The organism is Paraburkholderia sp. GAS33 (assembly GCF_050436645.1).
Taxonomy (GTDB): Bacteria; Pseudomonadota; Gammaproteobacteria; order Burkholderiales; family Burkholderiaceae; genus Paraburkholderia; species Paraburkholderia phenazinium_B.
Window position 1 is genome coordinate 78,195 of sequence record NZ_JBNDMP010000013.1, and the last position, 24,528, is coordinate 102,722.

The 24,528-nt window shown below is 56.6% G+C and carries 28 protein-coding genes; 7 read left to right on the plus strand and 21 right to left on the minus strand.

The genetic code is table 11. The features are described from left to right. Positions 1-103: 103 nt before the first annotated feature. The 8 genes from P3T24_RS31025 to P3T24_RS31060 all read right to left on the minus strand — a co-directional run bounded on the left by P3T24_RS31025 (position 104) and on the right by P3T24_RS31060 (position 5,369). A complete protein-coding gene (locus tag P3T24_RS31025) occupies positions 104-397 on the minus strand; it encodes a DUF1330 domain-containing protein (protein ID WP_074267283.1) in 294 nt (97 codons plus the stop codon). 236 nt (positions 398-633) lie between these two features. Further along, positions 634-873 (minus strand): GNAT family N-acetyltransferase, encoded by a 240-nt coding sequence (locus P3T24_RS31030; protein WP_429440507.1) that lies wholly within the window; start codon positions 871-873, stop codon positions 634-636. A gap of 311 nt (positions 874-1,184) precedes the next feature. Beyond that, complete coding sequence (aac(6'), locus tag P3T24_RS31035; protein ID WP_429440509.1) at positions 1,185-1,646, minus strand: aminoglycoside 6'-N-acetyltransferase; 462 nt, start codon at positions 1,644-1,646, stop codon at positions 1,185-1,187. A 164-nt stretch (positions 1,647-1,810) separates the two neighbouring features. Further along, positions 1,811-2,614 carry a lipid II flippase Amj family protein gene (locus P3T24_RS31040; protein WP_429440511.1) on the minus strand — a complete coding sequence of 268 codons (804 nt, stop codon included), beginning with the start codon at positions 2,612-2,614 and terminating at the stop codon, positions 1,811-1,813. Positions 2,615-2,748: 134 nt separating this feature from the next. Continuing rightward, on the minus strand, positions 2,749-3,174 hold the full coding sequence (locus tag P3T24_RS31045; RefSeq protein WP_429440513.1) for a hypothetical protein: 426 nt from the start codon (positions 3,172-3,174) through the stop codon (positions 2,749-2,751). A 154-nt stretch (positions 3,175-3,328) separates the two neighbouring features. Beyond that, on the minus strand, positions 3,329-4,156 hold the full coding sequence (locus P3T24_RS31050; RefSeq protein WP_429440515.1) for an alpha/beta fold hydrolase: 828 nt from the start codon (positions 4,154-4,156) through the stop codon (positions 3,329-3,331). Positions 4,157-4,247: 91 nt separating this feature from the next. Next, positions 4,248-5,120, minus strand: a complete 873-nt coding sequence (gene accD / locus P3T24_RS31055) for an acetyl-CoA carboxylase, carboxyltransferase subunit beta (RefSeq protein ID WP_429440517.1) — start codon at positions 5,118-5,120, stop codon at positions 4,248-4,250. A 123-nt stretch (positions 5,121-5,243) separates the two neighbouring features. Then, positions 5,244-5,369: a hypothetical protein gene (locus tag P3T24_RS31060; RefSeq protein WP_429440519.1), complete on the minus strand. Its 126-nt coding sequence runs from the start codon at positions 5,367-5,369 to the stop codon at positions 5,244-5,246. Between the two features lie 144 nt (positions 5,370-5,513). Between P3T24_RS31060 and P3T24_RS31065 the strand changes: the two genes are divergently transcribed. The 3 genes from P3T24_RS31065 to P3T24_RS31075 all read left to right on the plus strand — a co-directional run bounded on the left by P3T24_RS31065 (position 5,514) and on the right by P3T24_RS31075 (position 8,987). Beyond that, entirely contained in the window at positions 5,514-6,536 is a 1,023-nt protein-coding gene (locus P3T24_RS31065; RefSeq protein ID WP_429440521.1) for an IS110 family transposase, read from the plus strand. A gap of 323 nt (positions 6,537-6,859) precedes the next feature. Further along, a complete protein-coding gene (locus tag P3T24_RS31070) occupies positions 6,860-8,305 on the plus strand; it encodes an IS1182 family transposase (RefSeq protein ID WP_429440522.1) in 1,446 nt (481 codons plus the stop codon). A gap of 268 nt (positions 8,306-8,573) precedes the next feature. Then, entirely contained in the window at positions 8,574-8,987 is a 414-nt protein-coding gene (locus P3T24_RS31075; RefSeq protein ID WP_429440524.1) for an N-acetyltransferase family protein, read from the plus strand. 99 nt (positions 8,988-9,086) lie between these two features. On the opposite strand, the gene P3T24_RS31080 is transcribed toward P3T24_RS31075, so the two are convergent. Then, on the minus strand, positions 9,087-9,872 hold the full coding sequence (locus P3T24_RS31080) for a hypothetical protein (RefSeq protein WP_429440526.1): 786 nt from the start codon (positions 9,870-9,872) through the stop codon (positions 9,087-9,089). A gap of 370 nt (positions 9,873-10,242) precedes the next feature. On the opposite strand from P3T24_RS31080, the gene P3T24_RS31085 reads away from it, so the two are divergent. After that, positions 10,243-10,443 carry a hypothetical protein gene (locus P3T24_RS31085; protein ID WP_429288511.1) on the plus strand — a complete coding sequence of 67 codons (201 nt, stop codon included), beginning with the start codon at positions 10,243-10,245 and terminating at the stop codon, positions 10,441-10,443. 130 nt (positions 10,444-10,573) lie between these two features. Here P3T24_RS31085 and P3T24_RS31090 read toward each other — a convergent pair whose 3' ends face one another. The 9 genes from P3T24_RS31090 to P3T24_RS31130 all read right to left on the minus strand — a co-directional run bounded on the left by P3T24_RS31090 (position 10,574) and on the right by P3T24_RS31130 (position 18,096). Beyond that, positions 10,574-10,996 (minus strand): hypothetical protein, encoded by a 423-nt coding sequence (locus P3T24_RS31090; protein ID WP_429440528.1) that lies wholly within the window; start codon positions 10,994-10,996, stop codon positions 10,574-10,576. Between the two features lie 890 nt (positions 10,997-11,886). Beyond that, positions 11,887-12,351 (minus strand): hypothetical protein, encoded by a 465-nt coding sequence (locus P3T24_RS31095; RefSeq protein ID WP_429440529.1) that lies wholly within the window; start codon positions 12,349-12,351, stop codon positions 11,887-11,889. A gap of 144 nt (positions 12,352-12,495) precedes the next feature. Then, positions 12,496-13,059, minus strand: a complete 564-nt coding sequence (locus tag P3T24_RS31100) for a hypothetical protein (protein WP_429440531.1) — start codon at positions 13,057-13,059, stop codon at positions 12,496-12,498. Positions 13,060-13,600: 541 nt separating this feature from the next. Continuing rightward, complete coding sequence (gene tnpC, locus P3T24_RS31105; protein ID WP_429440533.1) at positions 13,601-15,154, minus strand: IS66 family transposase; 1,554 nt, start codon at positions 15,152-15,154, stop codon at positions 13,601-13,603. A gap of 32 nt (positions 15,155-15,186) precedes the next feature. Further along, the gene (gene tnpB / locus P3T24_RS31110; RefSeq protein WP_429411333.1) at positions 15,187-15,537 is read right to left on the minus strand and encodes an IS66 family insertion sequence element accessory protein TnpB; all 351 of its coding nucleotides are present in this window, start codon (positions 15,535-15,537) and stop codon (positions 15,187-15,189) included. Continuing rightward, entirely contained in the window at positions 15,513-15,989 is a 477-nt protein-coding gene (tnpA, locus tag P3T24_RS31115; RefSeq protein ID WP_429411331.1) for an IS66-like element accessory protein TnpA, read from the minus strand. Before tnpA ends, tnpB begins: the two co-directional genes overlap by 25 nt. Before the next feature lie 416 nt (positions 15,990-16,405). Continuing rightward, positions 16,406-16,996 carry a DUF6886 family protein gene (locus P3T24_RS31120; protein ID WP_429440535.1) on the minus strand — a complete coding sequence of 197 codons (591 nt, stop codon included), beginning with the start codon at positions 16,994-16,996 and terminating at the stop codon, positions 16,406-16,408. Next, positions 16,993-17,460: an aminoglycoside 6'-N-acetyltransferase gene (gene aac(6') / locus P3T24_RS31125; protein ID WP_429440537.1), complete on the minus strand. Its 468-nt coding sequence runs from the start codon at positions 17,458-17,460 to the stop codon at positions 16,993-16,995. The genes P3T24_RS31120 and aac(6') (P3T24_RS31125) overlap by 4 nt, the downstream gene beginning before the upstream one ends. A gap of 144 nt (positions 17,461-17,604) precedes the next feature. Next, positions 17,605-18,096, minus strand: coding sequence for an NUDIX hydrolase (locus P3T24_RS31130; RefSeq protein ID WP_429440539.1), 492 nt, complete (start codon positions 18,094-18,096; stop codon positions 17,605-17,607). 236 nt (positions 18,097-18,332) lie between these two features. Between P3T24_RS31130 and P3T24_RS31135 the strand changes: the two genes are divergently transcribed. Then, positions 18,333-19,073 carry a class I SAM-dependent methyltransferase gene (locus P3T24_RS31135; protein ID WP_429440540.1) on the plus strand — a complete coding sequence of 247 codons (741 nt, stop codon included), beginning with the start codon at positions 18,333-18,335 and terminating at the stop codon, positions 19,071-19,073. 184 nt (positions 19,074-19,257) lie between these two features. Here P3T24_RS31135 and P3T24_RS31140 read toward each other — a convergent pair whose 3' ends face one another. The 3 genes from P3T24_RS31140 to P3T24_RS31150 all read right to left on the minus strand — a co-directional run bounded on the left by P3T24_RS31140 (position 19,258) and on the right by P3T24_RS31150 (position 20,982). Next, positions 19,258-19,935 carry an HAD family hydrolase gene (locus tag P3T24_RS31140; protein ID WP_144158358.1) on the minus strand — a complete coding sequence of 226 codons (678 nt, stop codon included), beginning with the start codon at positions 19,933-19,935 and terminating at the stop codon, positions 19,258-19,260. Positions 19,936-19,947: 12 nt separating this feature from the next. Beyond that, positions 19,948-20,466 (minus strand): GNAT family N-acetyltransferase, encoded by a 519-nt coding sequence (locus P3T24_RS31145; RefSeq protein ID WP_429440542.1) that lies wholly within the window; start codon positions 20,464-20,466, stop codon positions 19,948-19,950. A 75-nt stretch (positions 20,467-20,541) separates the two neighbouring features. Further along, positions 20,542-20,982, minus strand: a complete 441-nt coding sequence (locus tag P3T24_RS31150; RefSeq protein ID WP_429440544.1) for a GNAT family N-acetyltransferase — start codon at positions 20,980-20,982, stop codon at positions 20,542-20,544. A 1,035-nt stretch (positions 20,983-22,017) separates the two neighbouring features. Here P3T24_RS31150 and P3T24_RS31155 point away from each other — a divergent pair. Together P3T24_RS31155 and P3T24_RS31160 are read left to right on the plus strand one after the other, a co-directional pair. After that, a complete protein-coding gene (locus P3T24_RS31155) occupies positions 22,018-22,428 on the plus strand; it encodes a hypothetical protein (protein WP_429440545.1) in 411 nt (136 codons plus the stop codon). Positions 22,429-22,874: 446 nt separating this feature from the next. Continuing rightward, positions 22,875-24,155, plus strand: coding sequence for an HNH endonuclease (locus P3T24_RS31160; RefSeq protein WP_429440547.1), 1,281 nt, complete (start codon positions 22,875-22,877; stop codon positions 24,153-24,155). Positions 24,156-24,528: the final 373 nt, after the last annotated feature.

Here is a 24,528-nt window from a genome sequence, read left to right on the forward strand (position 1 = left end):
ATTCGTGCATCGGTGTGGAACGACCGGTTGTGGCCGGCTGCCGCCCGACGCGGTCGGCCGGAGCCGACCCATTTGGGACCGTCGCGCCTTCCGAAAGGGTCACTCACGAGGGCGTTTCGACTATGAACATCCGCGCTTGCTGGGCTTCCCGACGTTCGACTTTGATCGGCGCATACCTCTCGGAATTGTAGAAAGCTAGCGCTTGGGCGAGAGTCGGAAACTCGAACACGCCGGCCATCGGCAACGGCACCTCATCCCCCTCTAGAACCTGCGCAACAGGACCAAAATGTAGAATCTTCCCGCCCGCCTCTTTTAGCGCCGCCTGAAAGCGTGGAGCGAGCGCGGCCTGCTTGGTGGAGTCGATGACGCGTAGATTGACGTGCACGAATGCTGGCATTGTGCCTCCCTTCAACAACGTATACGCATGATTATGTATGCGACGGTGAACTTCTTTTCGTGGGCGCAGTGTCTCACAGTCGCCTCGACGCTCGCGTGATACATGCGGCGTGGACCAACCCGAAAGGAACGCTCCACAAACTCAAAAGCGGTCATTGGCCCGGACTTCCGCAATTGCTCGTGCGTGCCTCGGCCGTATAGTCAGCCATGCGCGAGCCTCGGCGCTCCGATTGAAAGTTAGTCAGCCGATCTCTCGTACAGTGAATCGATATAGTCGCCATGCTCGGGTGTGGGCGCGATACCTACCCGGACGAAACCAAGCGACTCATAGTAGGCACATAGCTTCGTGTTTCTCGCATCGCACCCAAGCCGAACAAAACGTCGGTCCAAGGCGCTCACCAAATCAGCGCACCAATCGATTACAAAGCTGCCAAGTCCACGACCGTTAAAACCCTTTCTCACAGAAAGTCCGTGCACATAGCCCGCGATAGGTTCTTGCGCCCCCAGTACAGTTCATCGTTCCAATCCAGAGAGAACGTCCCCACGGGTACACCGTCTTGCTCGACAACATACACCTCTCTTCGCGAGATACTGTTTAGTACCCACCCTTCGGAAAATCCGTCTCCTTCCCTACCCCACGCATAATCACCATGAGCTACCTTCTTTGCGTGCGCATCGTTCCGGATCTGTGTAAGTACCGGTACATCCTCCGCGGTTGCTCTGCGAATGCTTCTCGAGGTCATAGCTCTTATCTCCGTTGAGCTGTCTTCGTGAATTTCCAAACCGGTCTACATAAGCCGCTTCAGGAAGAAGACCACGCGCTCGGTTTCATCGAAGCCAAGGGCGCGGTGCAGCGCTTGACCGTCGATATTGTCGACCGGTGTATCGGATGCGAATTCTGTGCAAGCGTGTGCCAAGCCCCATTGACCAACAGCGGCACACAATGCCTTCGCAATACCTTGCCGACGCGCGACCGGAATGACGTAAATACCTTCGAGGAACAGCACCGGCGACGTTTTACAACCGTTTACGTAGTCGTGACGCACCGTGGCTTCGGCGAAACCAACTGGGTCACCTTCGCAAGAAAACGCCATGAACGTCGCGAAACGATCCCCGTCGGCAAGCAGTCGTTCAGCTTCGCGGATATGGTCGTCATCGCTCACATGTTGCCAAAGCACGCGACGCAACGAACACCATGCCGCAGCGTCTTGCGGTATAGCAGCCCGGACAATGAAGGAAGCTGAAAGCATATTCTGAGGGTCGTCAATGAACGTGAAAGGCTTGACGGGCCTAAATACCCTGGATTCTCAACGATTCAGGCGATCGTGTCGAACAACCGAAACTGGCTGCTGGACACGTGTGGCTCGGTCCGACGCGCAAGAGACCTTCGCGATTTCCAGTATTGGTCGCCGCGCTAAATGAGTTCGGCGATACGAACAATGATAAATGCCGCTGGAACGAGCACCGCCTGCGCACACAGTGTCCCGAGAACGCGTGCGCCCGCGAGAGTTGTAATTGCCCGCCGGAAGCTGTTTTCCGAAATCCGGCCTTCGATTACGTCGTCCGTCATCACTGAGACTTGCGGATCGATGACGACTGCCAATACCACGGTCGCAAAGCCATTGATAACTGATGATAGATTCGCGCATGTAACCCGCAAATCGGGCTTCAGGTATCCAGCATAAAGCGATGCGAAAACGCCGGCCGTCCAGATCGCCATCGCGATAACGTTCAGTCCTATAACTTTCCAGGAAACGCCTGCGCCAGTTGCCAGTTGGGTGACGTTATGCCGGGACGGAAGCCGTGCTCCAAGCCGAATGTAGCTGACGCCCCCGCGGCTGAAGATATGGAGCAGCAGGCGAGGGATCGAGCGGTTTGCTTGAAAGTGATCGACAGCGCGGCTGAAATAACGCTGGAACGTGGGAATTAGAAACGCACCGACAGTGCTTGCCACCGTGGCGGTCAACAGAAAAAGCCGAAAGTCGCCGAGCAGACCGTGCTCCATGTGATGAGCAATGTCTAGCTCAACCCGCTTCGCTATGAATGGTCCTTGAAAGGAATTTGCCGTCCGGGAAACCAGGGCGATGATCCCGAATAGAGAAAATGATACGGCGATACGGCGCGTGCGAACACCAGCGATCCGTACCGCATACGCAAGCGTCGCGATCACATGGATTACGAATGTAAGCCCGCATATGACCAGAAGCTGGGTGTCCATGTTGTCGCCGCGAGGTTGGCAATAACCAAAGTCTACCGGAGTGCACTGCCGGCCCGATTGTCGACGAATCAGGTTACGAGGTCGAACGTCGCAAAGTGGCCACGCCATGCCCATTTTGATAGCGGGCCGCACAGTCAAAGGCTGAATTCAAGAACGTTTCTGTTGGCAGCAGCCGAAGCAAGAAGGCTTCGTAGCATGACCAGTTGGGAGATAAGATCCGTCCGCTGAACCTCGACAGTATGGGCTTCTCCAGCAGGGGACCAACCGCAAACGAAGCGCACCTTTTCTTCGCCCTGCGATTCAAGCGATCCAACCCAAATCTCTAACTCTGACGCAATTCGTACGAGAACCGCAGGCTCAGCCTCATCCTCTTCGAATTGGTCGAACATCGTTCCGAGCGAGTAGTTGATTCGATTCCAGAATCCCGACGCGAAGAGCCACTCCGAGACCGCACCGTCTAGCATGAAGACTAGCTCTGCAGAGCCACCCGCAATAAAGAAGCGCGACGCCTGTAATCTGCGCATGACGTGAAAGGTAATCTCAAAGCCAGGGAAGCACATTGTCGACGATCTGGGCTCCGCCGTCGACTGACCGAAACTGGCCGAACCCGGGCCGACGGCGAACGCACCAAGTCGCCTCATTGGGGTCCCCCACAAGCACCGAAAACGCACGTTCAAGAAGGGCGTCCCGAGCAAATGCGCCAGGAATATCGGCTCAACTGGTTGCGAGAAATTGGGCAATTTCGGCGGCTAATGCAGCGGGCTCCTCCAGCATCATCATATGGCTGCTTTCCCGCACAGATAGCGTGAGCCGACCCGATTGCACTAACTCTTCGGTTTGGTGCTGAACCCCGAGAAAGTATGCCTGAAGCATCTCCTTGTGCCACTCGGGCAGTCCGGGCGGGAGGGTTAGCCGATTTGCACGAAAAATCAGGCTTGGCGCGTCAATCGTGCGGACCAAATCGAAGAAGCTGTGGTCACTGAGGAAAGCTGTGTACAGGGCTCGAATTCCTAGTGTCGTTGCCGCGTCCGTACGAAACGCATATCGATCGTTGTTAAGCGGATTCAGCCGGCGCCTCACAATCTCCGAGCTATCGGCCGAGCAAAGGCCGTAGATCTCGGCAACACGTCGTTCGAGGTTAGCTACCGCTTTGCCGGTCAGGGTTGGCTGCGGTCGCACCCATTCGGCTCGCGCTCGCTCCTGAGATGCCGCTGCTTCTTCGCACGAAAGGCCGACATACTCACCGGCGCGCAGGGCAAATCCGTCCAGGTCGATGACGTGGCTAACGCCGCCATACCTCGATGCGTATAGGAATGCCAGGACTCCCCCGAGCGAATGGCCAACCATCGAAATGTCGGATGTCGAATAGCTCTGGAGAACGGTCTGGATGTCTCTTAAAACAAGATCGACATTCCATTCCCCCGACTCAGACAGTCCGTGGCCGCGCAGGTCCAATGCGATTACACGCCGATGCGATACCAACAGACGCGCCATTGGCAACCAATCGGCCGCGGATCTCCCGGCTCCATGCAGCAAGAGCATAACCGGTCCTGTTCCCCCGTGATTCTGCAAAGCAAGTCTTATGGAACCGGACTGAATAAGTCCTTCAGGCTTGCTTGCATTCATCTTGTGGCTAAGCAACTGCTTCGGCTGACTGCACCGTAAGCAGTGCCAACAGCCTGGCAACTTCCTCCCGCATCTGCCGCCGATCCACAATCATGTCGATTGCACCTCGCGTTATCAAAAACTCTGGGCGTTGATACCCCTCAGGTAACTTCTCATGTACCAACTGTTCGATTACGCGGGCACCGGTGAACGCAATCAATGCCTTTGGTTCTGCGATCACCACGTCGCCCAGGAACGCAAAGCTTGCCGACACGCCGCCGGTTGTCGGATCGGTGAGTATGGATACGAAAGGAAGCCCGGCCTCGGCCAATCGCGTCAAGATGGCCGTCGTCTTGGCCATCTGCATCAACGAATACACGCTTTCCTGCATCCGTGCGCCGCCAGAGGCGGCAATGCAAATAAAAGGCGTGCGCTGCTCAAGCGCATTTCTTACGCCGCGAACAAAACGTTCGCCGACGGCCGAGCCCATTGAACCGGCCATAAATGCGAAATCGAAGCATGCCACCACGACGGGAACGGAATGGACGGTGCCGCCCATAACCACCAGGGCATCTGTCTCGCCTGTTTCTTCCATTGCATTACTCAAGCGATCGGGGTACGTGCGGCTGTCCCTGAACTTCAGCGGGTCGATCGGCAGTATTTCCCGGCCAATCTCATAGCGCCCTTCCACGTCGAGAAAGTGGTCAAGGCGTTTGCGAGCGCCCATGGGCATGTGATGAGCGCATTTCGGACAGACATGAAGATTTGCTTCGAAATCACTGCGATAGAGCACTGCTTCGCATGCCGGGCACTTAAGCCACAGGCCTTCCGGAATAGCCTTGCGGCGCTTCGGGACGGACTGTTTGATCTGTGGTGGCAATAGCTTGTCGAGCCAGTTCATACTTTCTCCGGTAATCGCATGTCCGTTGCGTAAGTGATCGGGAAAATGAGGCTGTATTTGCTCTCGTCAGGGCGCTTACGCGCCAATTGAGCTATCCAAACCAGCATACTACAGCGTGTGATTTCATAGCTCATCAGCGATCGGGATCGCCGGATTGTTGTCGATTTGGGAAGGCATGGCGAACGTCAGATATTGGCCGACCTGCGCCCCACGGCTAAACTCGAAGATCGTTTCGGGTACTCGTTTCATGCAAATGGCATAAGGCGACCCAGATGGAATGGACACCGCCCTCCCTTCGGGGATCTGAGCCTCATTGAGGGCCCCCAGAACCGAACGGCATCAATGTGCCAAAGTGGAGTTGCGACACAACCACTTGAGGAACGGAGGCCCTAAATGAATGCTACGACATATGGACTGGATGTTGCAAAGCGGGTGTTCCAGATGTACTGGGTCGACGCGCAAACCGGCGAGATATCCAATCGCCGGTTCGGACGTGACGACCTGATTACCTTTCTGGCACAACGCCCTGCTGGCCGAGTGGCACTCGAGGCCTGCGGAAGTGCTCATTGGTGGGCACGTAAGATTCAGGCGCTCGGGCACGAGGTAGTGCTGCTGCACGCGCAGTTTATTCGGCCATTCGTGCAAACGAACAAGACGGACGCAGCAGATGCCAGAGCGATATGGACTGCCGTGCAGCAACCTGGAATGCGTACGGTTGCCGCCAAGACGGAGGATCAACAAGCGATGCTAAGTTTGCACCGAATGCGCTCGCTGCTCGTCAAGTTCCGGACGATGCAGGTGAATCAGCTGCGTGGGTTTCTCTACGAATTCGGCGTGACGTTTCGAGCTGGACGCCTGGCAGGGTTGACTGAAATCCGGGAACGCATGGCGGAGCTGGAAGAGACGCTGCCGCAACCGATAGTTCGCAATCTGCAAGACCAACTGCGACGCATCAACGCGTTTGAGGAAGATATCGATCAACTCGAGAAGCGGATTGGCGCCTGGCAGAAGCAGGAAGCCGCGTGTCGTGCGATCTCCGAGGTGCCGGGCATCGGCAGGCTCACCGCCACCGCTCTCGTTGCAACGATCGGAGACGCGAAGACATTCAAATCGGGTCGTGAATTCGCTGCGTTCCTCGGGCTTGTTCCCCGGCAAAACGGCACGAGCGGCAAGGTTCGATTGGGCTCGATCTCGAAGCGAGGGGATCCGTACCTGCGCACACTGCTGATTCACGGAGCGCGCTCCGTCCTGTGTCACGCAAAGGTGCCAACCGCCTGGCAGAAGGGAATGCAGGAACGGCGACCTGGCAATGTAGTGGCGGTGGCGCTGGCGAACAAGATAGCGCGAACTGCGTGGGCAATACTGGCTCACCAGAGCACCTACGAAACGAGTCACGTCAGTGTAAGACCGAGTTAGCAGTATCACGCATTGAAACGTTTGGGGACCGGTAGGTTGCTAAGGTTGAATCCATGTGATGGCGAGACAGGTCGGACCGCAAGAACGTAAACCTGAACACACTCTTGTGCCTGAAGCACGCGGCCCAGATGAGGACGTTCTTGGCGAATTCCATCAGGGCCTGCGGCTTCGGCTTGCAAAAGGCCGCATATAAGACCGCAGCCGATACCTCGTCGAGACGTCACATCAAGAACAACCTGGCAAACTGGGCGGTGTCCATATAAGAGTGTGTGAAAACGCATTGATCGCCTAAACTGAATCAACGCACTGAGACCGGGTGACTCATGAAGCGATTCGTTGAAGGCGATGACCGCAAGCAGGTCGCACTACTTCCCGAATGCGTCGATGACTACATCGGAGAGGACAATCCGGTCAGGGTCATCGATGCCTTTGTCGAAGAGCTGGATCTCGCGGAACTTGGATTCAACGGTACCACGCCAGCGCTCACGGGTCGCCCGTCCTATCATCCTGGCGTGATGCTCAAGATCTATATCTACGGGTATCTGAACCGGATACCGTCCAGCCGGCGTCTTGAGCGCGAGTGCCAGCGCAACATCGAGATGATGTGGCTGACGGGGCGTCTGGCTCCCGACTTCAAGACGATCGCCGACTTCCGCCGCGACAACGGGCCAGCCATTCGTAACGTATGCCGTCGTTTCGTCGAACTGTGTCGCGGACTGAAGCTGCTGTCGAGTGACATGGTGGCCATTGACGGCAGCAAGTTCAAGGCTGCGAACAGCCGCGACAGAAACTACACGACGGGCAAAATCGACAAGCGTCAGCAGCAGATTGAGGAAAGCGTTCAGCGATATCTAGACATGATTGAAACCGCAGACCGGACCAGTCCGACAGGTTTCGATGTTAAGACCGTGCGCCTGTACGAGAAGATTGCCAGCTTGCGCCAGCAGATGCGCGAGCTCGACCAGGTCAGGAAGCAGTTGAAGAAGCAACCAGACAAACAGCTGTCCATGACGGATCCCAACGCGCGGTCCATGGCAACAAGCGGAAGAGGCTCCGGCATAGTGGGCTACAACGTTCAAACCGCCGTGGACACCAAGCATCATCTGATCGTCGCACATGAGGTGACTAACGTCGGAAACGATCACGGGCAACTCAGCAGAATGGCAACGTCTGCAAAGAACGCGATGGGCAAAGCGAGGCTGAAGGTGGTGGCCGATCGTGGCTACTACAGCGGCCCGGAGATACGTGCATGCGATCTGGGCAACATCAGTGCGTACGTCCCCAGGCCACTCACCTCCGCATCAAGGAAGAAAGGCCTCTTCACGAAGGCCGACTTTGTCTACGAGTCAAGAAGCGACGTGTATCGATGCCCTGCCGACGAGCGTGCCATTCATCGATTCAACACCGTTGAGCATGACATGAGCCTGCGGGTGTACTGGCCCAGTGCGTGCCCCCGTTGCCACCTCAAGGACCGATGTTCGCCCAGCGACTATCGCCGGATCCGACGATGGGAGCACGAAAATATACTGGAAACCATGCAGCGCCGGCTCGACAGGAAGCCCGATGCAATGATGATCCGCCGAAGTACCGTTGAGCATGTCTTCGGTACGCTCAAACACTGGATGGGTCCCGCGCACTTCCTGACCCGGACGCTTGGGCGGGTGAGTACGGAGATGAGTCTTCAGGTGTTGGCCTACAACCTGAAGCGGGTCATCAACTTACTCGGTGTCGCGGAAACGATGAAGGCCATGAAAATGGCTGGAAGCTAAAGCCCGGAGGGGCTTCGCTGCGCTCGCGAGACTCAATCAGCGTAAGCTGGACCTACAAAACTTGATTCAGCTGAACCGAGACCGGCCGTTCAGCGCCAAAAATTGGGTTCTCACACGGCCTCGACCCGAAGCCGCCGGCCGAAGTCACCGGGACCGGACGTTCGGGCGACTCGCGACGCAGGCGAGTATCCAGAACCGATGCTACTCTCGATATATCTGCCATCTCGCCAAGACCATGACAACCCATCGAGTGAAAATTCGAGTCGCCGTGAGTGGGGACATTGCATCGCTGATCGAATTGGATTCGATCGCGCAGCGTGATACCCACCGAACCGCGTTTATCGGGCATGCAGTTATCGCCGCGCAGTGTTGGATCGCGACGGAAGCTGACGATGGTTCACCAGCTGTCGGATACGGAGTGTTGAATCAAACGTTCTTCGAGCAGAATTTTGTTCCACTGATCGTGGTTCGAGAAGGTGCGCGACGCAAGGGAATCGGAATCGCGATTCTGCGCGAATTGGCGTCTCAGTGCCGGGGTACCAAACTCTTTACTTCGACCAATGCGTCGAATACCCCGATGCGGGCGCTTCTGTTGAAGTGCGGCTTCGTAGAAAGTGGCCACGTCGATAATTTGGACGAAGGCGACCCGGAGTTGATTTTTGTGAAGCTCAAGACCGCGTGACGCCTGCAATCGACGGGCTGGGGATGACCGGCTCAGTTCGACCCGCAAGGGACGTACGATGCGACCGCAAGCGGACCTTCGGTCTTAGCATTGGTCCCACTATCTGAGGTAGCGAGACTCTCCGTTAGACGTTTCCACAGCTTCAGCGTGCCCTTGAACACCGGCAGAGCGACCCGGATCGGTTCTCACGACGTGGAAAGTACCGCAATAACGGTCATCGGTTTCATCTTGCTTTGTGATGCCCAGTGCACCATTTACCGTCGTGTCAGCCACGATGCGGCCCGATCCTCTGAGAATATTCCATCCATGTTCCACGTCAGCCTTCACACACGACGTCACGTCTGGACCATCGCCGGGGGCATCGCCTGCGTGAGATGTCTCGACGGACCCTTGCACCCGCTGTCGCAAACTCGCCCCCGGTGGCGCCGGCAGCGCAGGGCCTGAACCAGCAGGCCGGGGTTGCTTCAGATAAGTGATCAACCTCGTTCGCGTCGCGGGATCGGAGATTAATCCAGTGTCCAGTAAAAACTGGAGATTCTCAGCCGCTTTCTGCGGGTTGCCAGTCTCAATCACCTTCAAGATGCGTGCCTGTTCGGCCTTGTCACTCTCAAGTTGCCGTTGGGTCGCTCCATTTTCATAAGCAACATACACATTGCCACCAGCGGCCACTGCAGCGACCCACACGCCGACGACTAATGGGTTAGCCCATCTTGAGGCCGAGTGTTCCTTCTTCCGTAGATCAAGTTCGGCCTCATGCATACGCTGCTCGTTTTCTTTGACGACCACCTCTCGTTCGCGAAATCCACGTTCGATCTCCAATTGCTTCGAGTCCGCCAATTGCGCGTTCGATCGCACTTCGGACTCTGCGTTTGCATCGTTTTTCAATCTGATCTCCGCGAAGCGAAGGTTCTCAGAGAAACGCTCTCCAGACGCCTGAACGAAAAGCCGTGGCGCACGAGCAGTGAGCTGCAGGCCACTGTCGTCACTGCATTGCAACAGCCGATGATGACCCTATCGCCGATTGTCAACGATCTTCGAGTGAGCGTCGAGTGTCCTCTACTGGCCGTTGAGCGAACTCGGTGCAAGGGGAGCCGGCTCGTTATCGACATGATTCTGCCGCTCATTCATTCTCCGCCAAAGCTTTCAACGCGCGTCGGAGCGGCTGTCTTCTGCCGTCCTCCGGATTAGAGCGGTGATTCAAACAAGACATACGCCCAGCGCCGTATGATCGGGTCACAAAAAGCCGAGGCCCAGCATGAGCGATGCGAAGTGCATAACGTTTGAGGCGGTGCAGCTTAATGACCGGTCGGAGTACATAGTGCGCGCTATGTGGCCTGACGGTTACGAACAGCAGATCACCGGCTTTACTGACGATGCCGAGGCTCGCGCATGGATCACCAATGATAGCCGTGGCTGGCTAGATTGGATGGCGCGTCGTCCGCACCCCAGCAACTGACGCCCGCAACCGCTTTCGCTGGATTTAAGTCCATTGGCTGTATTGACGTGCAACGCGGGCCGACGATGTTGCATCGCGCAGAACCGCTTGCGACCCACAAGGGACAGTCGAGATTGCGGGAAGCGGACATTCATCCCACGTTCAATCGCCAAGTATCTTCATCGCACAGAGAAACGGTGTCCCGATTCTCATACCACCCATTTACCGTGGGCAAGGTTGCGACGATGTCAGGGATACCATCATCGAATTTCATCAGGCAAATGGTTTTCCACCCGTGCGGAATCTCATCAAACGGTTTCGCGAACTGCTGCGTGACTGCAAGGATTTCGCATTTAATCCGCAAAGCCGATTGCGGTGCTCTCGTAGGGAACACTATCGAAAATGTTCGGCCTATCGGGATATCGGCATATGCAAACGAGATAAACAGGACCTCGCAGTTCGATGGTTTTTCCTCTGGCAGTCCAGCACCGACTTGCGCCAGCACTGCAAGTGACGCACGTCCCTCTACAATGAGCATGCGTTCGTGCATTGGGACATCGCTCTCAGGATGCATCTCTAGCCTCCGTTGCGTACACCGGGTGAGATTTGGATCAGTCGGCGCGATTTGCGCCGCATGCGGCGCAAAAGCTAGCAGTAGGCGTGCGAAGCGGTTTGCCGCAAGCTGTGCATGCTGGACCATATAGCTTGAGGCGGTGATGCATCAGTGCATCTAGATGACCTGCGGGCGATCCGGTAATACGTTCGTAGGCTACTAGAGATGGAAGATGCATATTGTCTCGAAAAGCTTCTGCCAGAGACGCACCTGTTTCTTGTCGATATTGCTGTATCTGCTCTATCACAGATATGGGATTGACCAATTGCCACTCGTCCTCCGTGAGCATCGGCACGTCCATCTTGCAGCGCCAACAATAGATCATTCGAGGCATCTATCCTCCGCCTTATACCTCGCCGGATCGCGAGTCTCTTTTCTGAAGAGTCCAGCTATATCGTTCAACTAGCTTTGCGGCAGCGGAGAGCGCCTGTTCACGCCATAGTTGCTCAGCAGCCTGGATGCGAACGTCTTCACGCCTTAGCGCGTCGGGTGCCCAGTAAGCCCGAACGTCGCCGATAGGGAGGTCGTCAGTTTCCGACGCGATTGCACGAAACAGCAGAAATTCAGGCTCGTTCTCAACCTTCGTTCGCCATGCTAATGGAAGCATTGCCCGTGCGGTCTCAATGACGCCAAGACGCCCTTCAAGCAAATCCAGCGCTCTAGCGCGAGTCTTTCGACAATGCTTGCGCCAAAGCGCCTCGTTCGTTATTCCAAGGGGTATTTCTAACTCTTGACCCATGAAGCTCGGACGAATTCATCGAAATGAAGTAGGCATTGTCAACGAATTACGAGCCAGTGTCGAATGTCCCAAACTGGCCGACTGGCGTCTCTCTAGCAGGTTCACACACGGGTTAGCTGAATGCGAACATAGATACAGCAACGCCGAGCACCACAAGACCGGCAAGAATGAAAAGCGTGCGGACACGATGAGCGTCACGCCAAGCCGCTCGGCTTGCCTGTCTATCGCTCAGGGATTGCCAGCCGGTAAGATGCCCGCCAGAAACAACCGGGTATTCATCGGGATGGATCTTCTGCTCGGTGAGATCGATCCCATCCCGATCATAGTCGTGGCCAGCGATCCTGCCTCCTTCTTCCTGTGCAGTGACCACGCCCGGCAAGCGATTGCCTGCGCCGTCATGAAGTGCATCTGCCTCGCCGCGACGACCATAGCGGCCAAATCCAGCGTCCTCGCCCCCGAAATGCGCTCCTTCTCCACCGCGGCCGCCAATGGCCATTGCATTGGCGGAAATCCAGAAGGAGGCCAGCAGTAGTATTGTGAGCGTCCGTCCGTCAAGTAAGTGCTGTCGATCAGCCATTATTCTCATTGCGTTCGTCTTGGCATCGAATCTTGAGATTATCAACGATTCGTGTGGCGGCGTCGAACGTCTCAAGATGGCCGATGCCTGTCCGATGCAAAACGGATCGCTGCACCTCCCGGCACAAAATTCTCACGGCGGACTTCATTTTTCACGTGTCAATTGGCCGACCCCTACGCCTTGATCAAATAGATACGTAGCCCTTGTCGAGCCGTTGCACGATCCGATCGTCGACGAAACAAACGTCGGAAAGCTGAGTGACAGCGCACTCGGGCGAGCGTGGTCGCGAGATTTGCTAACTTGAATGCCTCGAAGGTCGACCCAACAGCCCTCGCCAACCTCCACGACGGCAGCTAGCGAATAGTAAGGCGGGGCGTTTTGAGCGCGAGGGATGCTGCGTGCTTCAAAGACAGCGAGGAATTGATGGCTGTTATTTCCGAGACCAAACGATTCAATAGAGAACGCTGCTACAGCAATGCGTCCAAATGTCGGAGCGTCCACGAACTTGATTTCGCGTGCTCGCGGATATTCTTCGGCATATTCATCCTTGATGATCGCTGCAAGGCGAGTTACCTGCCCGGAAACTTGATTGAACGGATCGCGACCCGGTTCGCGGTGGGTGGTTTCGGATGCGAACCCCGGCCCCGCAGAGAGACAAAACACTACAAACGCAAAGGCTGCAACTGAGGTAGCGTGAGCGATGGACATGACGCTTCGATGATGGCGACGTTTGTAGATCAGAGGATGCATTCTTAGACGCGATCTCGGCTGCGAGATTTGGTCGATTGTCGGCGATTCATGCGGCGGTGTCGATTGCCCGTTTCCGGCCGCGCTAAGACGGATACACCATTCAGGCTGTCCCGGTTGGGGCTGCAGTTTCAGGCGAGAAGCCGCGACTTTCGAATAGCTGCTCTGATGCGTCGTTCCCAACGGTAATCATCGCGCAGCATTCCACATAACCGAGCGCCCCGAGCGACAACAGTGCTGCGTCCAACAACCTTCCACCGTCACCCGTTCGTTTGTGCGAAGGTGAAATCGCCACCACGGCAATTACCGGACAACCATACGGTTTGTAGTCGCAAACGAGGCATGCGGATCGAAGACCGTCAGTTTTTTCAGTCGCCCACGATGCTGCTGCAATCCATTCCCCGTACCGACCGGCAACAATTGCGGTTGCCTTTGATTCGTATTGGGTCATGGCCAAACCAGCATCGTCGATTGTTCGTAAGCGGTCTTTTGACCACGTCCCTCAGAGGTTAGGTGCTGCCGATAGTGCCCATGGCATGAGCGCCGCATAGTCGTCGGCCGTGGCGGCGAGCGGTAACTTCGCGAACAGCCAGAGGAGATAGCGGTATGGATCGATGCCATTTGCCTTGCAGGTCTCGACGAGCGAGTAAAGATTGGCGGTGGCCTGCGCACCGGCAACGGTGTCGGCGAACAGCCATCCCTTTCTTCCGACGACGAATGGCCTGATGGCGTTTTCACACAGGTTGTTGGATATGGGCCAGTTCCCGTTCTCGACGTAGCGGACCAGCTTGTGCCACTGTCCATTCATGTATTGGAGAGCCTTACCGAGCACACTCGACGGTACGACCGTCGGCAAGTGCTCGAGCATCATGCGTTCGATGGTGGCGAGCACGCGGCCGCTGTAGCGAACACGTAGCCGGTGCCGACGTTCCGCCGTCCACTTCGCGCTGCGTGCTTCGGCGGCAAACAGCTTGCCGATCAATCCAATGAACCGCCTGGCCACCAGATCTGGCGTGCGCGCTGCCTTCGGCACGGTCTCCTCCGCCTTGATGAAGCCACGGCGTACGTGCGCCCAACATCCGAGATGCACGAGCTGGTGATCGTGAGCGATGCCGTTGTATAGCTCATAGCCGTCGGTCATCAGCACGGCGCCGGGCTTCACACCCGCATAGAGCCGTTGCGCATGCTGCGTGCCGCGCCCCGGCGAGTAAGAGAACATCCGAACGGGTGGTCCCGAGCCGTTGACTTGCGCCCACAGATAGCTCTTCGACTGAGGTCTTCGTCCCGGCTCCTTCAGCACCTGGAAGGTCGTCTCGTCGCCGTAGATGAGTTCCGACTCGAGCAGCACATCGCGCATCAGGTTGATCACTGGCTGCGCGGCCAGCCCGACGCGAACAACGCTCGCGGCCAGGGTGTTCGATGAGATGTCGCCGCCGAAGCGACGTAGCAGGGTCGCCTGCCGGTACAGTGGCATGCCGTACTGATACTTGCCGGTGATGATCCACGCGAGTGCCGATTCTGTGAGCAGCCCGCGAGGGATGATCCTCGCCGGTGCTGGCGTAACCTTGATGCCCAGGTCGCAGCAGGGACACGCGTATTTCACGCGCTGATGCTGGATGACGCGTACCTGTTCGGGAATCACGTCGAGTTGCTCGCTGGTCTCGACACCAATCTCAATCAGCGCATGGCCGTCGTGTGCGCAGAAGCGGTCCGGCTCGGGCAATTCATGCCGCACTATCTCGCGCGGCAGATTCGGATCTAGCGGTTTGCGACCACGCTTGCCACGCGTGTGGCCTGCAACCTGCGTGGCCGGTTCGTCCTCACGCGCCGGCGTGGCGTCAGCACCGAGCGCTTCGGCCTCGTTAAACAGGCCGAGCTGGTCAGTCGCGCGCGCCTCGCTCGACGCGCCGAACAGTTCGTGCTTGTAGGCACGTAGCCGTTCCTCCGCCAGATCACGCTCAGCCTTCGCCAAACGAAGCTCGCCACGCAGTGCTTCGCGCTCGGCGAGCAGCGCCTGATACTCTTCGACACTCAGTGTGACGATGTCGTTCGGCATGGCCGGTTAGACCATCCCGGTGCGCCGGGCGTTCAGCCGATCCGTTCGTAAAAACGTCGTGGATGCTTCTGGATAACGGCCAGGTCAATGCCGTCGAGCAACCAGTGCAGTTGCTCGACGGTGAGGGAGATGGTCTCGCCTCCCGATGGCCAGGTAAAGCGATCAGCCTCAAGTCGCTTGAGGAACAACCAGAAGCCGTTGCCGCCCCAGCCAAGTATCTTGATGCGATCGCGACGCCGGTTGCCGAACACGAATAGAGCCGATGTCATCGGGTTCAGGCGCATTGCCTGCTCGACCAGGATCGATAGTCCGTTGATGCCCACGCGGAAGTCGACTGGCTCGCGATGCAGGTACACCTTCAACCCTTCGTCGAACCGGAACATGGCAGCCTCCCGAGCATCTGGATGATCGTCTCCAGCTCTTCAGCCGGCGTCTGTCCAACCTCCATGCGAACGCCGTTGGGCAATCGAACACTCAACTGGAACGTCGTGGCTGATTTGATCGGTGGCGGCGGCAGCACAGGAGTCTCGACCGGTACGAAGGCCGGCTCATCTGATGGGGCAACCTCCGAAACCCCGGCCTGAGTCTCACGGACGAGCTCACTCGCAAGCCCGGCCACTCCGGCCCGTCCCTGCTCGCGCTGATACTGCGAAATCCAGGTCCGCACCAGGTTCGGATTGATACCATAATCCATCGCAGTGCGCGCTATCGACACACCGGGCTTAAGGCATGCCTGTATCAGCTCGCGCTTTGCACTCTCGTCGTATTTGCGCCGCCCGTCGCGCTTCGAGCCGACTACCAGCCGGCCCTGCAAGCCTTCTTCCTGTTCGCTCATGTACACGTGTCCACGTTCGTTGACATGGACAGGTAGCCTCTGTGAATCGGCCGTGCGATGGAAGGGCGTGCTTCATAGACCGCTTACGATTGTTCCGAGAAACGCTCCAAAAAGAAGCGCGCCTAGCGCGGGTACGTCTTCCCGCGTTACGCTGCGAAGATTGGCAGCTCTCACGCCCGCGCCAGAATTGGCCAACAACGTCCGTTTCCAGAGTCGGGCGTTACGCTCATATGTCTCATTCGGCATAGCGTGTTCTTCTCGTCAACATGGAAGCCGCATTGTTCGCAAAACGGAGATCGATTGTCGACTATGTAGGCTGCATGGTCGAGTGTCTCTTGGTGGCCGCGTGCCGCCCGATACGTTCGGCACATGTCGACCCATAGGAGGCAGTCGCGATTCTCGAAAGCGGTCACACGCTACTTAATCGCGACTGCTCTTCCGGGCTTCGAGTGGGTCCAGCCCGGTTTTCCCCAGCCCTGCGCATTCCGCAATCTTATTCCGCTGGCGTGTAGGGTCGTTTGCCAGATTTCTTTCAGGGGTGTGAGACTACCCATGATTCGCAGCTCAACCTTCCGTGAATCCAGTTCAGCGATCAAGTTATCAAGGACGTCCATATGCGACGGAACGACAGGGGTATTCGAAACCCACATTCCCGCGTCGTCGATATCCTCGAACTGATCAGCAGCTAGATGGTAACGATAGATGACGCCACTAGTTAGACGATCCAGCCACGCACGCTCAATGTGAGCAATAGCACGGCGATTAGTCGTCTCGCCGAACCATGCAGTTCGATCCTTTTCACTTGTGTATTGCGTGGGCCAAACAACAATGCGTGGGCATTCGCGCGGAAAGAGGTACAACAACTCATGTGCCTCGTCCGTTGCCCAGACGAGTGGCCCGTTCAGCCGTTCTTGCCCCGCTGGTCTATCGACAGCGACCCGAACGGGGCGTGGGTGGAATATCGTTATATCCGGATCATCGCTAAAGTGAAAAAGGCGCATTGTCATTTTGCAATGAGGCGGTTTCGGAAGAAGACGACACGCTCGACTTCCTCGAAGCCGAGGGCTCGGTGCAACGCCTGTCCGTCGAGATTGTCGATCTGTGTATCGGACGCGAACTCCGTGCAGCCGTGCGCTGAGCCCCACTGACCGGCGGCGGTGCATAACGCCCTCGCAATGCCAACTCGGCGCGCAGCCGGAACGACGTATATGCCTTCCAAGAAGAGCACGGGCGACGTCTTGCAACCGTTTACGTAGTCGTGGCGCAGTGCGGCTTCTGCGAAGGCAATCAGCGAGTTTTCACAAGAAAAAGCGATGAAGTTCGCATAGCGATGTGGGTCGGCAAGCAATCGCTGAGTTTCGCTAATGTGGTCGTCCTCGCTCACGTGTTGCCAGAGCAGACGCCGCAACGATGACCACCCTGCGGTGTCTCGTGGCGAAGCAGCGCGAACTGTAAAGGTAAATGGAGGCATGCCGGTAAGTCGTCGCCTATGAGATGTACAGTACCTAAGCAGAATAGCTGATTGTCAACCATCTGGCCGAGCAATGAACGGCCAGTTGTGGCCGAACGATGCGATCCGACGCTTTTCCTGTAACCGACCAGCGGGGGCATTCGCTCAGTATGAGATTTCAAAATGCGATTCCCGCTGGATCACGTGTGCGAGGTCGACACGATCGACCTGAAGCAATTCGCGAAGAAAGACGGGGCGCACCTCAATTTCAGACAGCCGTTGCCGAGCAACCCACGAGAATGTAAGGCACTTGCTCCCCTCGGACCCATGGTGCAAAACCGTCAAATCCAGCAACGGCGATCCAGCTTCCAGGCGCGCAATGAGATAGAGGCCAATCTCATGATTTGGCCGTCCGTTATGGCTGAAGAAATTTTCGACGATACAGAGAGTTTTCTCGATGTGGACGGAAGCGCCAACCTCTTCCCGCATCTCACGGATGACCGTCTGTGCGGCATGTTCTCCAGGCTCGACCCGGCCTCCGGGAAGACACCAGAAGTCGTCCCCCTCTACCTGATGCAGCAGCACGTATTCGTCTTGATAGATGACGGCGGCAGCCCTCAGATTGAAACGATGACTTCCGGTGTCAAACGAAATCATGATCTTGAGCTCGAAGATTTGTGAGCTGCCATTTTAGGCTAGTCATTTTGACGCGTGGCCGATCGTTGACGATCTTGGCCCTCACGTCGAACGTCGGCTCATGGCCGATCACGGCCGCCGTAGCTCAGTCCGATGCAATGGTCTTAGCCATATACGCCGAATATGTGCTCACCGAAAATTTTTGAGCGAGTCAATTTGACAAACTATAATCGCGCTCCATTTTCCCGGAGCGATCCATGGCAGATACGGACTTATCATCGACCTCCTTGGGCCTGGCTGCGTATGCAGAATTTGCAGATCGCTATGCTTCGGTAGCACCAACGAAAGCGCACAACGCGCTTTACGAACGCCCCGCGACGATTGCTTTAGTCGGAGATGTCTCCGGTTTGCGCATTTTGGATGCGGGATGCGGACCGGGAATTTTCAGCGAAATCTTCGCCCGCAGTGGAGCGACGGTCCACGCATTTGACATCACGCCACGGATGGTCGAGCTTGCCCGCATACGTTGCGCCGGACTTCCGGTCACGTTGGCTGAAGGCAATCTAGCTGAACCACTGAACTGGCTGCAAGATGCGTCATTCGACAAGATCGTGTGTGCCTTGGCGCTCGACTACGTTGCAGACCTGGCTCCAGTGTTTAAAGAATTCAGAAGGGTCGCCAGTCCTGGCGCAACATTGGTGTTCTCGATGTCTCATCCCATGCGCGACTGGATGGACGAGCGGACGCACGGAGCCTGGACATACTTCGATACGTCCCGCTTCGGCATGTACTGGGGCGGCTTCGGCGAACCAAAGCCGTTCGTTCAGTCGTATCGACGCCCGCTAGCAGCCGTACTCAATAGTTTGGTCGAAAGTGGCTGGAATCTGGACTCGTTCGTCGAGCCAAAACCTCTTGAAGAAATGAAGATCGTCGACCCGGAGCATTACACAGAACTCTCCATGGCCCCTGCGTTTATCTGTGTTCGGGCACGCTGCTAGGCATCTCGGTATTCATAGCGAGAAATAGCTCCGAATGTCGTCAATCTGAGAGGATGCGTCCACTGGCCGTTCCTGGCCGCACTGCGTCCCACGACCGTGCCCGACGATCACCTCGGGTGCCCGCGTTATGCGAAAGACATAACGCGACCCTCAGGCGACCTTCAACTTTCTCGACAACGGACGTTCATGCAAATTTTGGGTCGCGCGTCGTGAACCAGTCAGCAACGTGTTCAATGGCTACGTCGAGCTTCCCTAATATCCGAAAGCTCAATTCGGCGACCTCAGCAGCGGGTGGTTTTAAGTCTGGAACGACGACCACTGCCATACCGGCACTGGCAGCCGCATGCGCGCCGTTATCGCTATCTTCAAAGGCTAAACAGGCAGCCACCGGCACGCCAAGCCGAAGGGCTGCAAGTTTGTAGACCGCCGGATCGGGTTTCCCACGCTCGACTTCGTCACCGCCAGCGATCGTCTTAAAAAATTGCAGCACGCCTACGCCCCCAAGGCGCGATCTGATCTCATCCACGGAAGATGACGAAGCGACAGCGCATGGAATACCTGCTCGCGATAACTCAGTCAGCAGAACTCGTGCTCCGGATTTCAGCGGGAATACCGGATGCATGGATGGCTTGCTCAAGTGCAGCCGGACTCGGGTCAGCGCCTCCCGAAATGTAGCAGCCCCACCGAGCAACTCCGTCAGGATCAGTTCACATTCCGTAGACGACTTTCCTACAATCCGAAGATAATCGCCCGCCGACAATGTAATCCCGAGGTCCAATCCCACCGCGATCCACGTGTCCATGATCGCGCGCTCTGAATCGACCAGCAGGCCGTCCATGTCGAAGATCGCTGCTGAGAACATTTGCTGACCTGGCTAGATTGCTTTGCTCATGATAACGCTGCGGTAATTCGTATGCTTCCATTGCGCATATTCTATAAACCGATACTCCCGACGGCGGTACCATGCGACGAGATGATCGGCCGGCTCCGCCGTATCCAACGCGAGTTCAGTTGCGCCAGCTTCGACGCCTCTCGACTCCACCAGATCCATCATGCGCGCTCCCAAGCCCTTCGACCGTAACTCTGGCGCAACGGCAAATTGGCCAAGGCTGGCAACATCGGAGCGGTCGAGCCATAGACTCCCGCGGGTCTGCTCTACCGATTTGAAAATAATCGTCGCCACCAAGGCACCCGCAAAAGTTGCGACATAGCACTCACCTTCGTCGACGCGTCTCTGCGTGACCTCTTCCGACTGGTGCGTCGCCATGTAGCGCAATCCCATTGCTGCCAGGTTGGCATAGGCTCGATGCAAAAGCCGGGTGAGCTCAGATATGGAATCCGAGGGAGTAAGGCGACGTAGCTCGATCCCTTCTAGTCCGCTGTTTGTCTTCATTGGCTTCTTGGGTGGTGCCTGAGGCATTTATCGTCTGTAAGTTCAGTGAGAATGTCGGCTGAACGAACTGGTCGATCACATCTGTAAGGAGTCGCGTACAAGAAAAAAGTGGGTATCGCTATCCGAGGCGACTCTGAATCCATGCCGCAAATACAGAGAAGCAACCGGGTTCCATTTGAGATACTCCAGCCTGACCGGCTTTGCCTGAAGGTCGGCTCTCGTTAGAACGGTCCGAAGGACGTTTGTACCTATCCCGTTCCTCTGATAGCCCGGCAACAGATAGAACTCGCCAAACTGGATATGCGTGGGTGCATCGTCTATGGCGACCGTACCGGCATCGCAACCATCAACGGTGATGATGAACCATGTTCGTTGTCCCCAACGCTGCTCGTGGAACTGACGCTGGAGCTCATCATCCCACCCCCAACGAACGGCAATATGCGGCCCCAGAGATTCACGCTTGACCTCGAAAGCGAACTCCATATCGTCGTTAGTCGCCATACGAAGCTCGAACACTGACCTCACCTTGGGCGCCTGAATAGTTGCGTTCCGCATGGTTCGAACATTCCCCGCAAACTGTTAGCAATGTAACGACTGTTGACGATTAGTCGTGCGCTGTTGAACGGCCGAAGGTGGCCGCAAGTCGCCCGCAGCGTCAGACCGCAGGCGACCCGGAGCGGTCTGTCAGCTTCCTTGGGAGCGGCCATCCATGGATGGCCAGCCGGAAAGTGTTAACGCCGATCCTTCAGTTGGGCGCCACTTACAATCGCCATCGCGGAGGTTCGCCAGTTGCCCAAACCACCAAAAGAAATCCTGCACTAAGCAAGAGGACTGCTGAAAGAAAGGCTCCAAGCCGTCGGTCAGGGCGGTATACGTTTCCGATAAGAACAAGTGAAATGACGTACGCGATCAACAGCACCCAGCCTTGCCAAAGAACAGGAAATCTCCACCCCCAACCATGGGGCTTTGCCAGGAACCAGTAATGAGATGTCTCGTGCATTTTCAGTAACAAACGCTAGCAGTGAATGACATCTTATTGCATAAAACGCGACTCCGGTCCACAACGTAGAAACTGAAGTCATCCAGTAAACGCTATCGATCAAGGACTGTGAGGATTGTCACTGGCGTCCGATGATGTTTTAGCGTTTGCGGATCGGCGACAAAGTCCGCTGGACTGTACTAAATCCGGTCGAGCGTCAGGCTAGCTTTGATTTGCCGTCAGCCATCCCTCCGCTCTCATCCGATCGCGGGCCGCGTCGCCCGTCCAGGTTGTCAACACTTCTCGTGCGGTGCTGTATGATTTTGCGGCCTCAAACGCCTATTCGGATCACTCGGGGAAGCGTAGCGACCACCTTCAAAACTCGGCGTCCAGATCGATGATCATTGACGATCTGGGCGTCAGGGTCGAGTGTCTCAAAATGGCCGCACCGAGCCCTACGACGATCGGCTCGGGTCGACCCGCTACCTAAAAGATTACCGCAACCGGCCGTTCAAGATGGCGGTGCGTTGTCGCTTATACTTGGTCGCTCGCCATAGCAAAAAATCACCAGCATGAGCCCGGTTCCCAATGATCCGCAAACAGCATTTATACTGAAATTGCAGTCTCGCTACGATCAGAGGCCCACAGGATGGTTGCTTTCGGCCCCCGACATTGAACTCTGGACCCAGATTGTCGGATCGACGAGGCGGGAGGCGTATAACGCGATGGCTCGGCAAATCGCGGTCGGGTTTCACGAGGGGCGACTTCCCTTCTGGTTTTGCGACGCTGTGGTAAACGCGATTATCGGTTTCGTGTATGACGACTGGACCGCGAAGGGGGAAGACTTCCCCGCCTTGTTTTACGAAACCTACTTAGCCTTTGACGCGGGTGAAGTTAGTCGACCAGGAGTCGATCCGATTGAGACCTACACGCGTCCTATGATTGCGAAAATTGTTCTCGATTTAGGCAACGAAGCTGGATGACTCTTCCTGGCCGCGCCGAGTCCTACGACGGTCGGCTCAGGTCGACCCTGAGCCATCGCTCGACCCGCTGAGATGTAGTCGACGGCTTTCATTCGAGGCTGTGTGAAAACACGTGTTGAATGTGATCTTCAAAAAAATCGACCCATCAGATCGCGCTGTATTGGCTTGGTAGCAACTCGGGAAGGGTAAAGCGACACCCGAAAACCGAGTACTTTTGCGTTTTCACACAGCCTCATTCAAGAGCGGCCATTTCTGCGCCTCAGCGGACGTCATACTTTTCGACTGCGCTTAAGCTTGGTGGGCATCCAGTCTCGCTCCTATATACGTCTCCTAGGAGCCTCTCTGCCCCTATAGCTTTCGACCTGAGGCAGTCCGGGCAGTCTATGATGACGGGCGAAGTCGACAAATACCTATCGCGCGGCCTAACCACTCATGCGAGGTAGAAGATGAACACCCTGATGCGCGAAGCGCTCAACTCGTACCTTGAGCGGATCAAGTCCGTCTTCCCGAACTTTCAGCGCTTCGGCGTGGGAAGCGACGCGTTTGACGCGGACGAGCTCGATTACAAGTGGGAATTAATCCGCCTGTTTCAATCGACCGTAGCAGGCAGACTCGTCGCTGCACATACGACCCGGTCTATGCCCGACGATGTCGCTGACAGCCTGATAAAAATGTTCGCTGCACCCAGCCACGGATCGCGACAGAACCTCGTCGACTGGCGTTACACAGAGGCAATCGAAAAACGCCTAACCGCCGTTGGAAAAACGCAATTTGCCACACTAGCCGCGAAGCTCCTTTATGGTAACGACGACACGGAATCACGAGTGGATGACTTTGTCCATGACCTGAGGTTGCTGCTTGACGGTGCTGGACAAAAAATCGACTCGTGGCCGGCCGCAACTCGGAGCATCACGTCGTACCTCTTGATGTTGTCTAATCCATCAGACCATGTCATTTTGAAAACTCGCGAATTTCAGCGTGCCTTCAGGGCATTTCTTGGCGAACCTCTCCCCGATGGTCCCCTTACTGGCCTCGACTACAAAGGTATCCAACGCTTCGTATTCGATCTGCGCGACACACTAGCGGACGCGGGCCTCGAACCTCGCGACCTGATCGACGTGCAGTCGTTTATTTGGGTCGGTGACCCTGAGTACAAACCAGGTCTTGGCAACGCTGCGGCTGGACAGCGTCGCGCCTCAACGGGCAACCTAGGTGGGACGACTGCCACAGCGGACTCCAGCACTGCGGTCTGGCAAAGCGACCTTGTCGCCGATCTCTTGGATCTCGAACGGAGGATTCCCGATCGGACGGAGCGCCAGACGATCATCATGGCTCGCGTAGGCCAAGGGCTGTTTCGGGCGAATGTCATCGCCCTGTGGGGACTAGGGGAAACATGCGCGCTTACGGGCATTTCAGCCCCGGCGCTGCTGACGGCGTCCCACATCAAGCCATGGCGGGACTCAACTGACGAGCAACGACTGGACGGGGTGAACGGCATCATGCTGGCCGCTCATGTCGATCGTCTGTTCGACCGGCATCTGCTCAGCTTCCGCGAAGACAGGGGCGTCTTCCGGTGCGTGATTCATCCTTCAGTGCGTCGGGACGCTGAAAAGCTTCAGCTAACCGAAAAGCTTTCTATCCGGTCGACTACTAATCTACGTATGGCCGAGCACAACCGGTTTTCCGCCTACATGGTAGAGCACCTGAAACAATTTAGCTCCAGGTGATTGCGCGAACCGTGCGCTGCATCATCACGACTACCCGTGCGTTGCGGCCCCTGCGTGTGCTGCCTCATCCGTTGATTGGAGGACAATTGCTTACAGTGGCCGAAAAGGCAACGCCGCTTCGCGAATCGAATGGCAGCTTGTTGAAGCGGTGGCGCCGTCCGGACGTCCGGACGCCGACGCGGGCGAATGACGCCTCCTGGCCGCACCCAGCCGGACGATGCCTGTTTGCATCGGACCCGAATGGGATCTCAGCTTATCGAGATTGTCGCTGCAGAGATTTTCAGTCTCGCCAACGGTCGTCGCTTCCGAAGCGGGACATCAGGTAACCGCCGAGCATAAGGGCGGAGCCTATCGCCATTGCCGTGCCACAAAC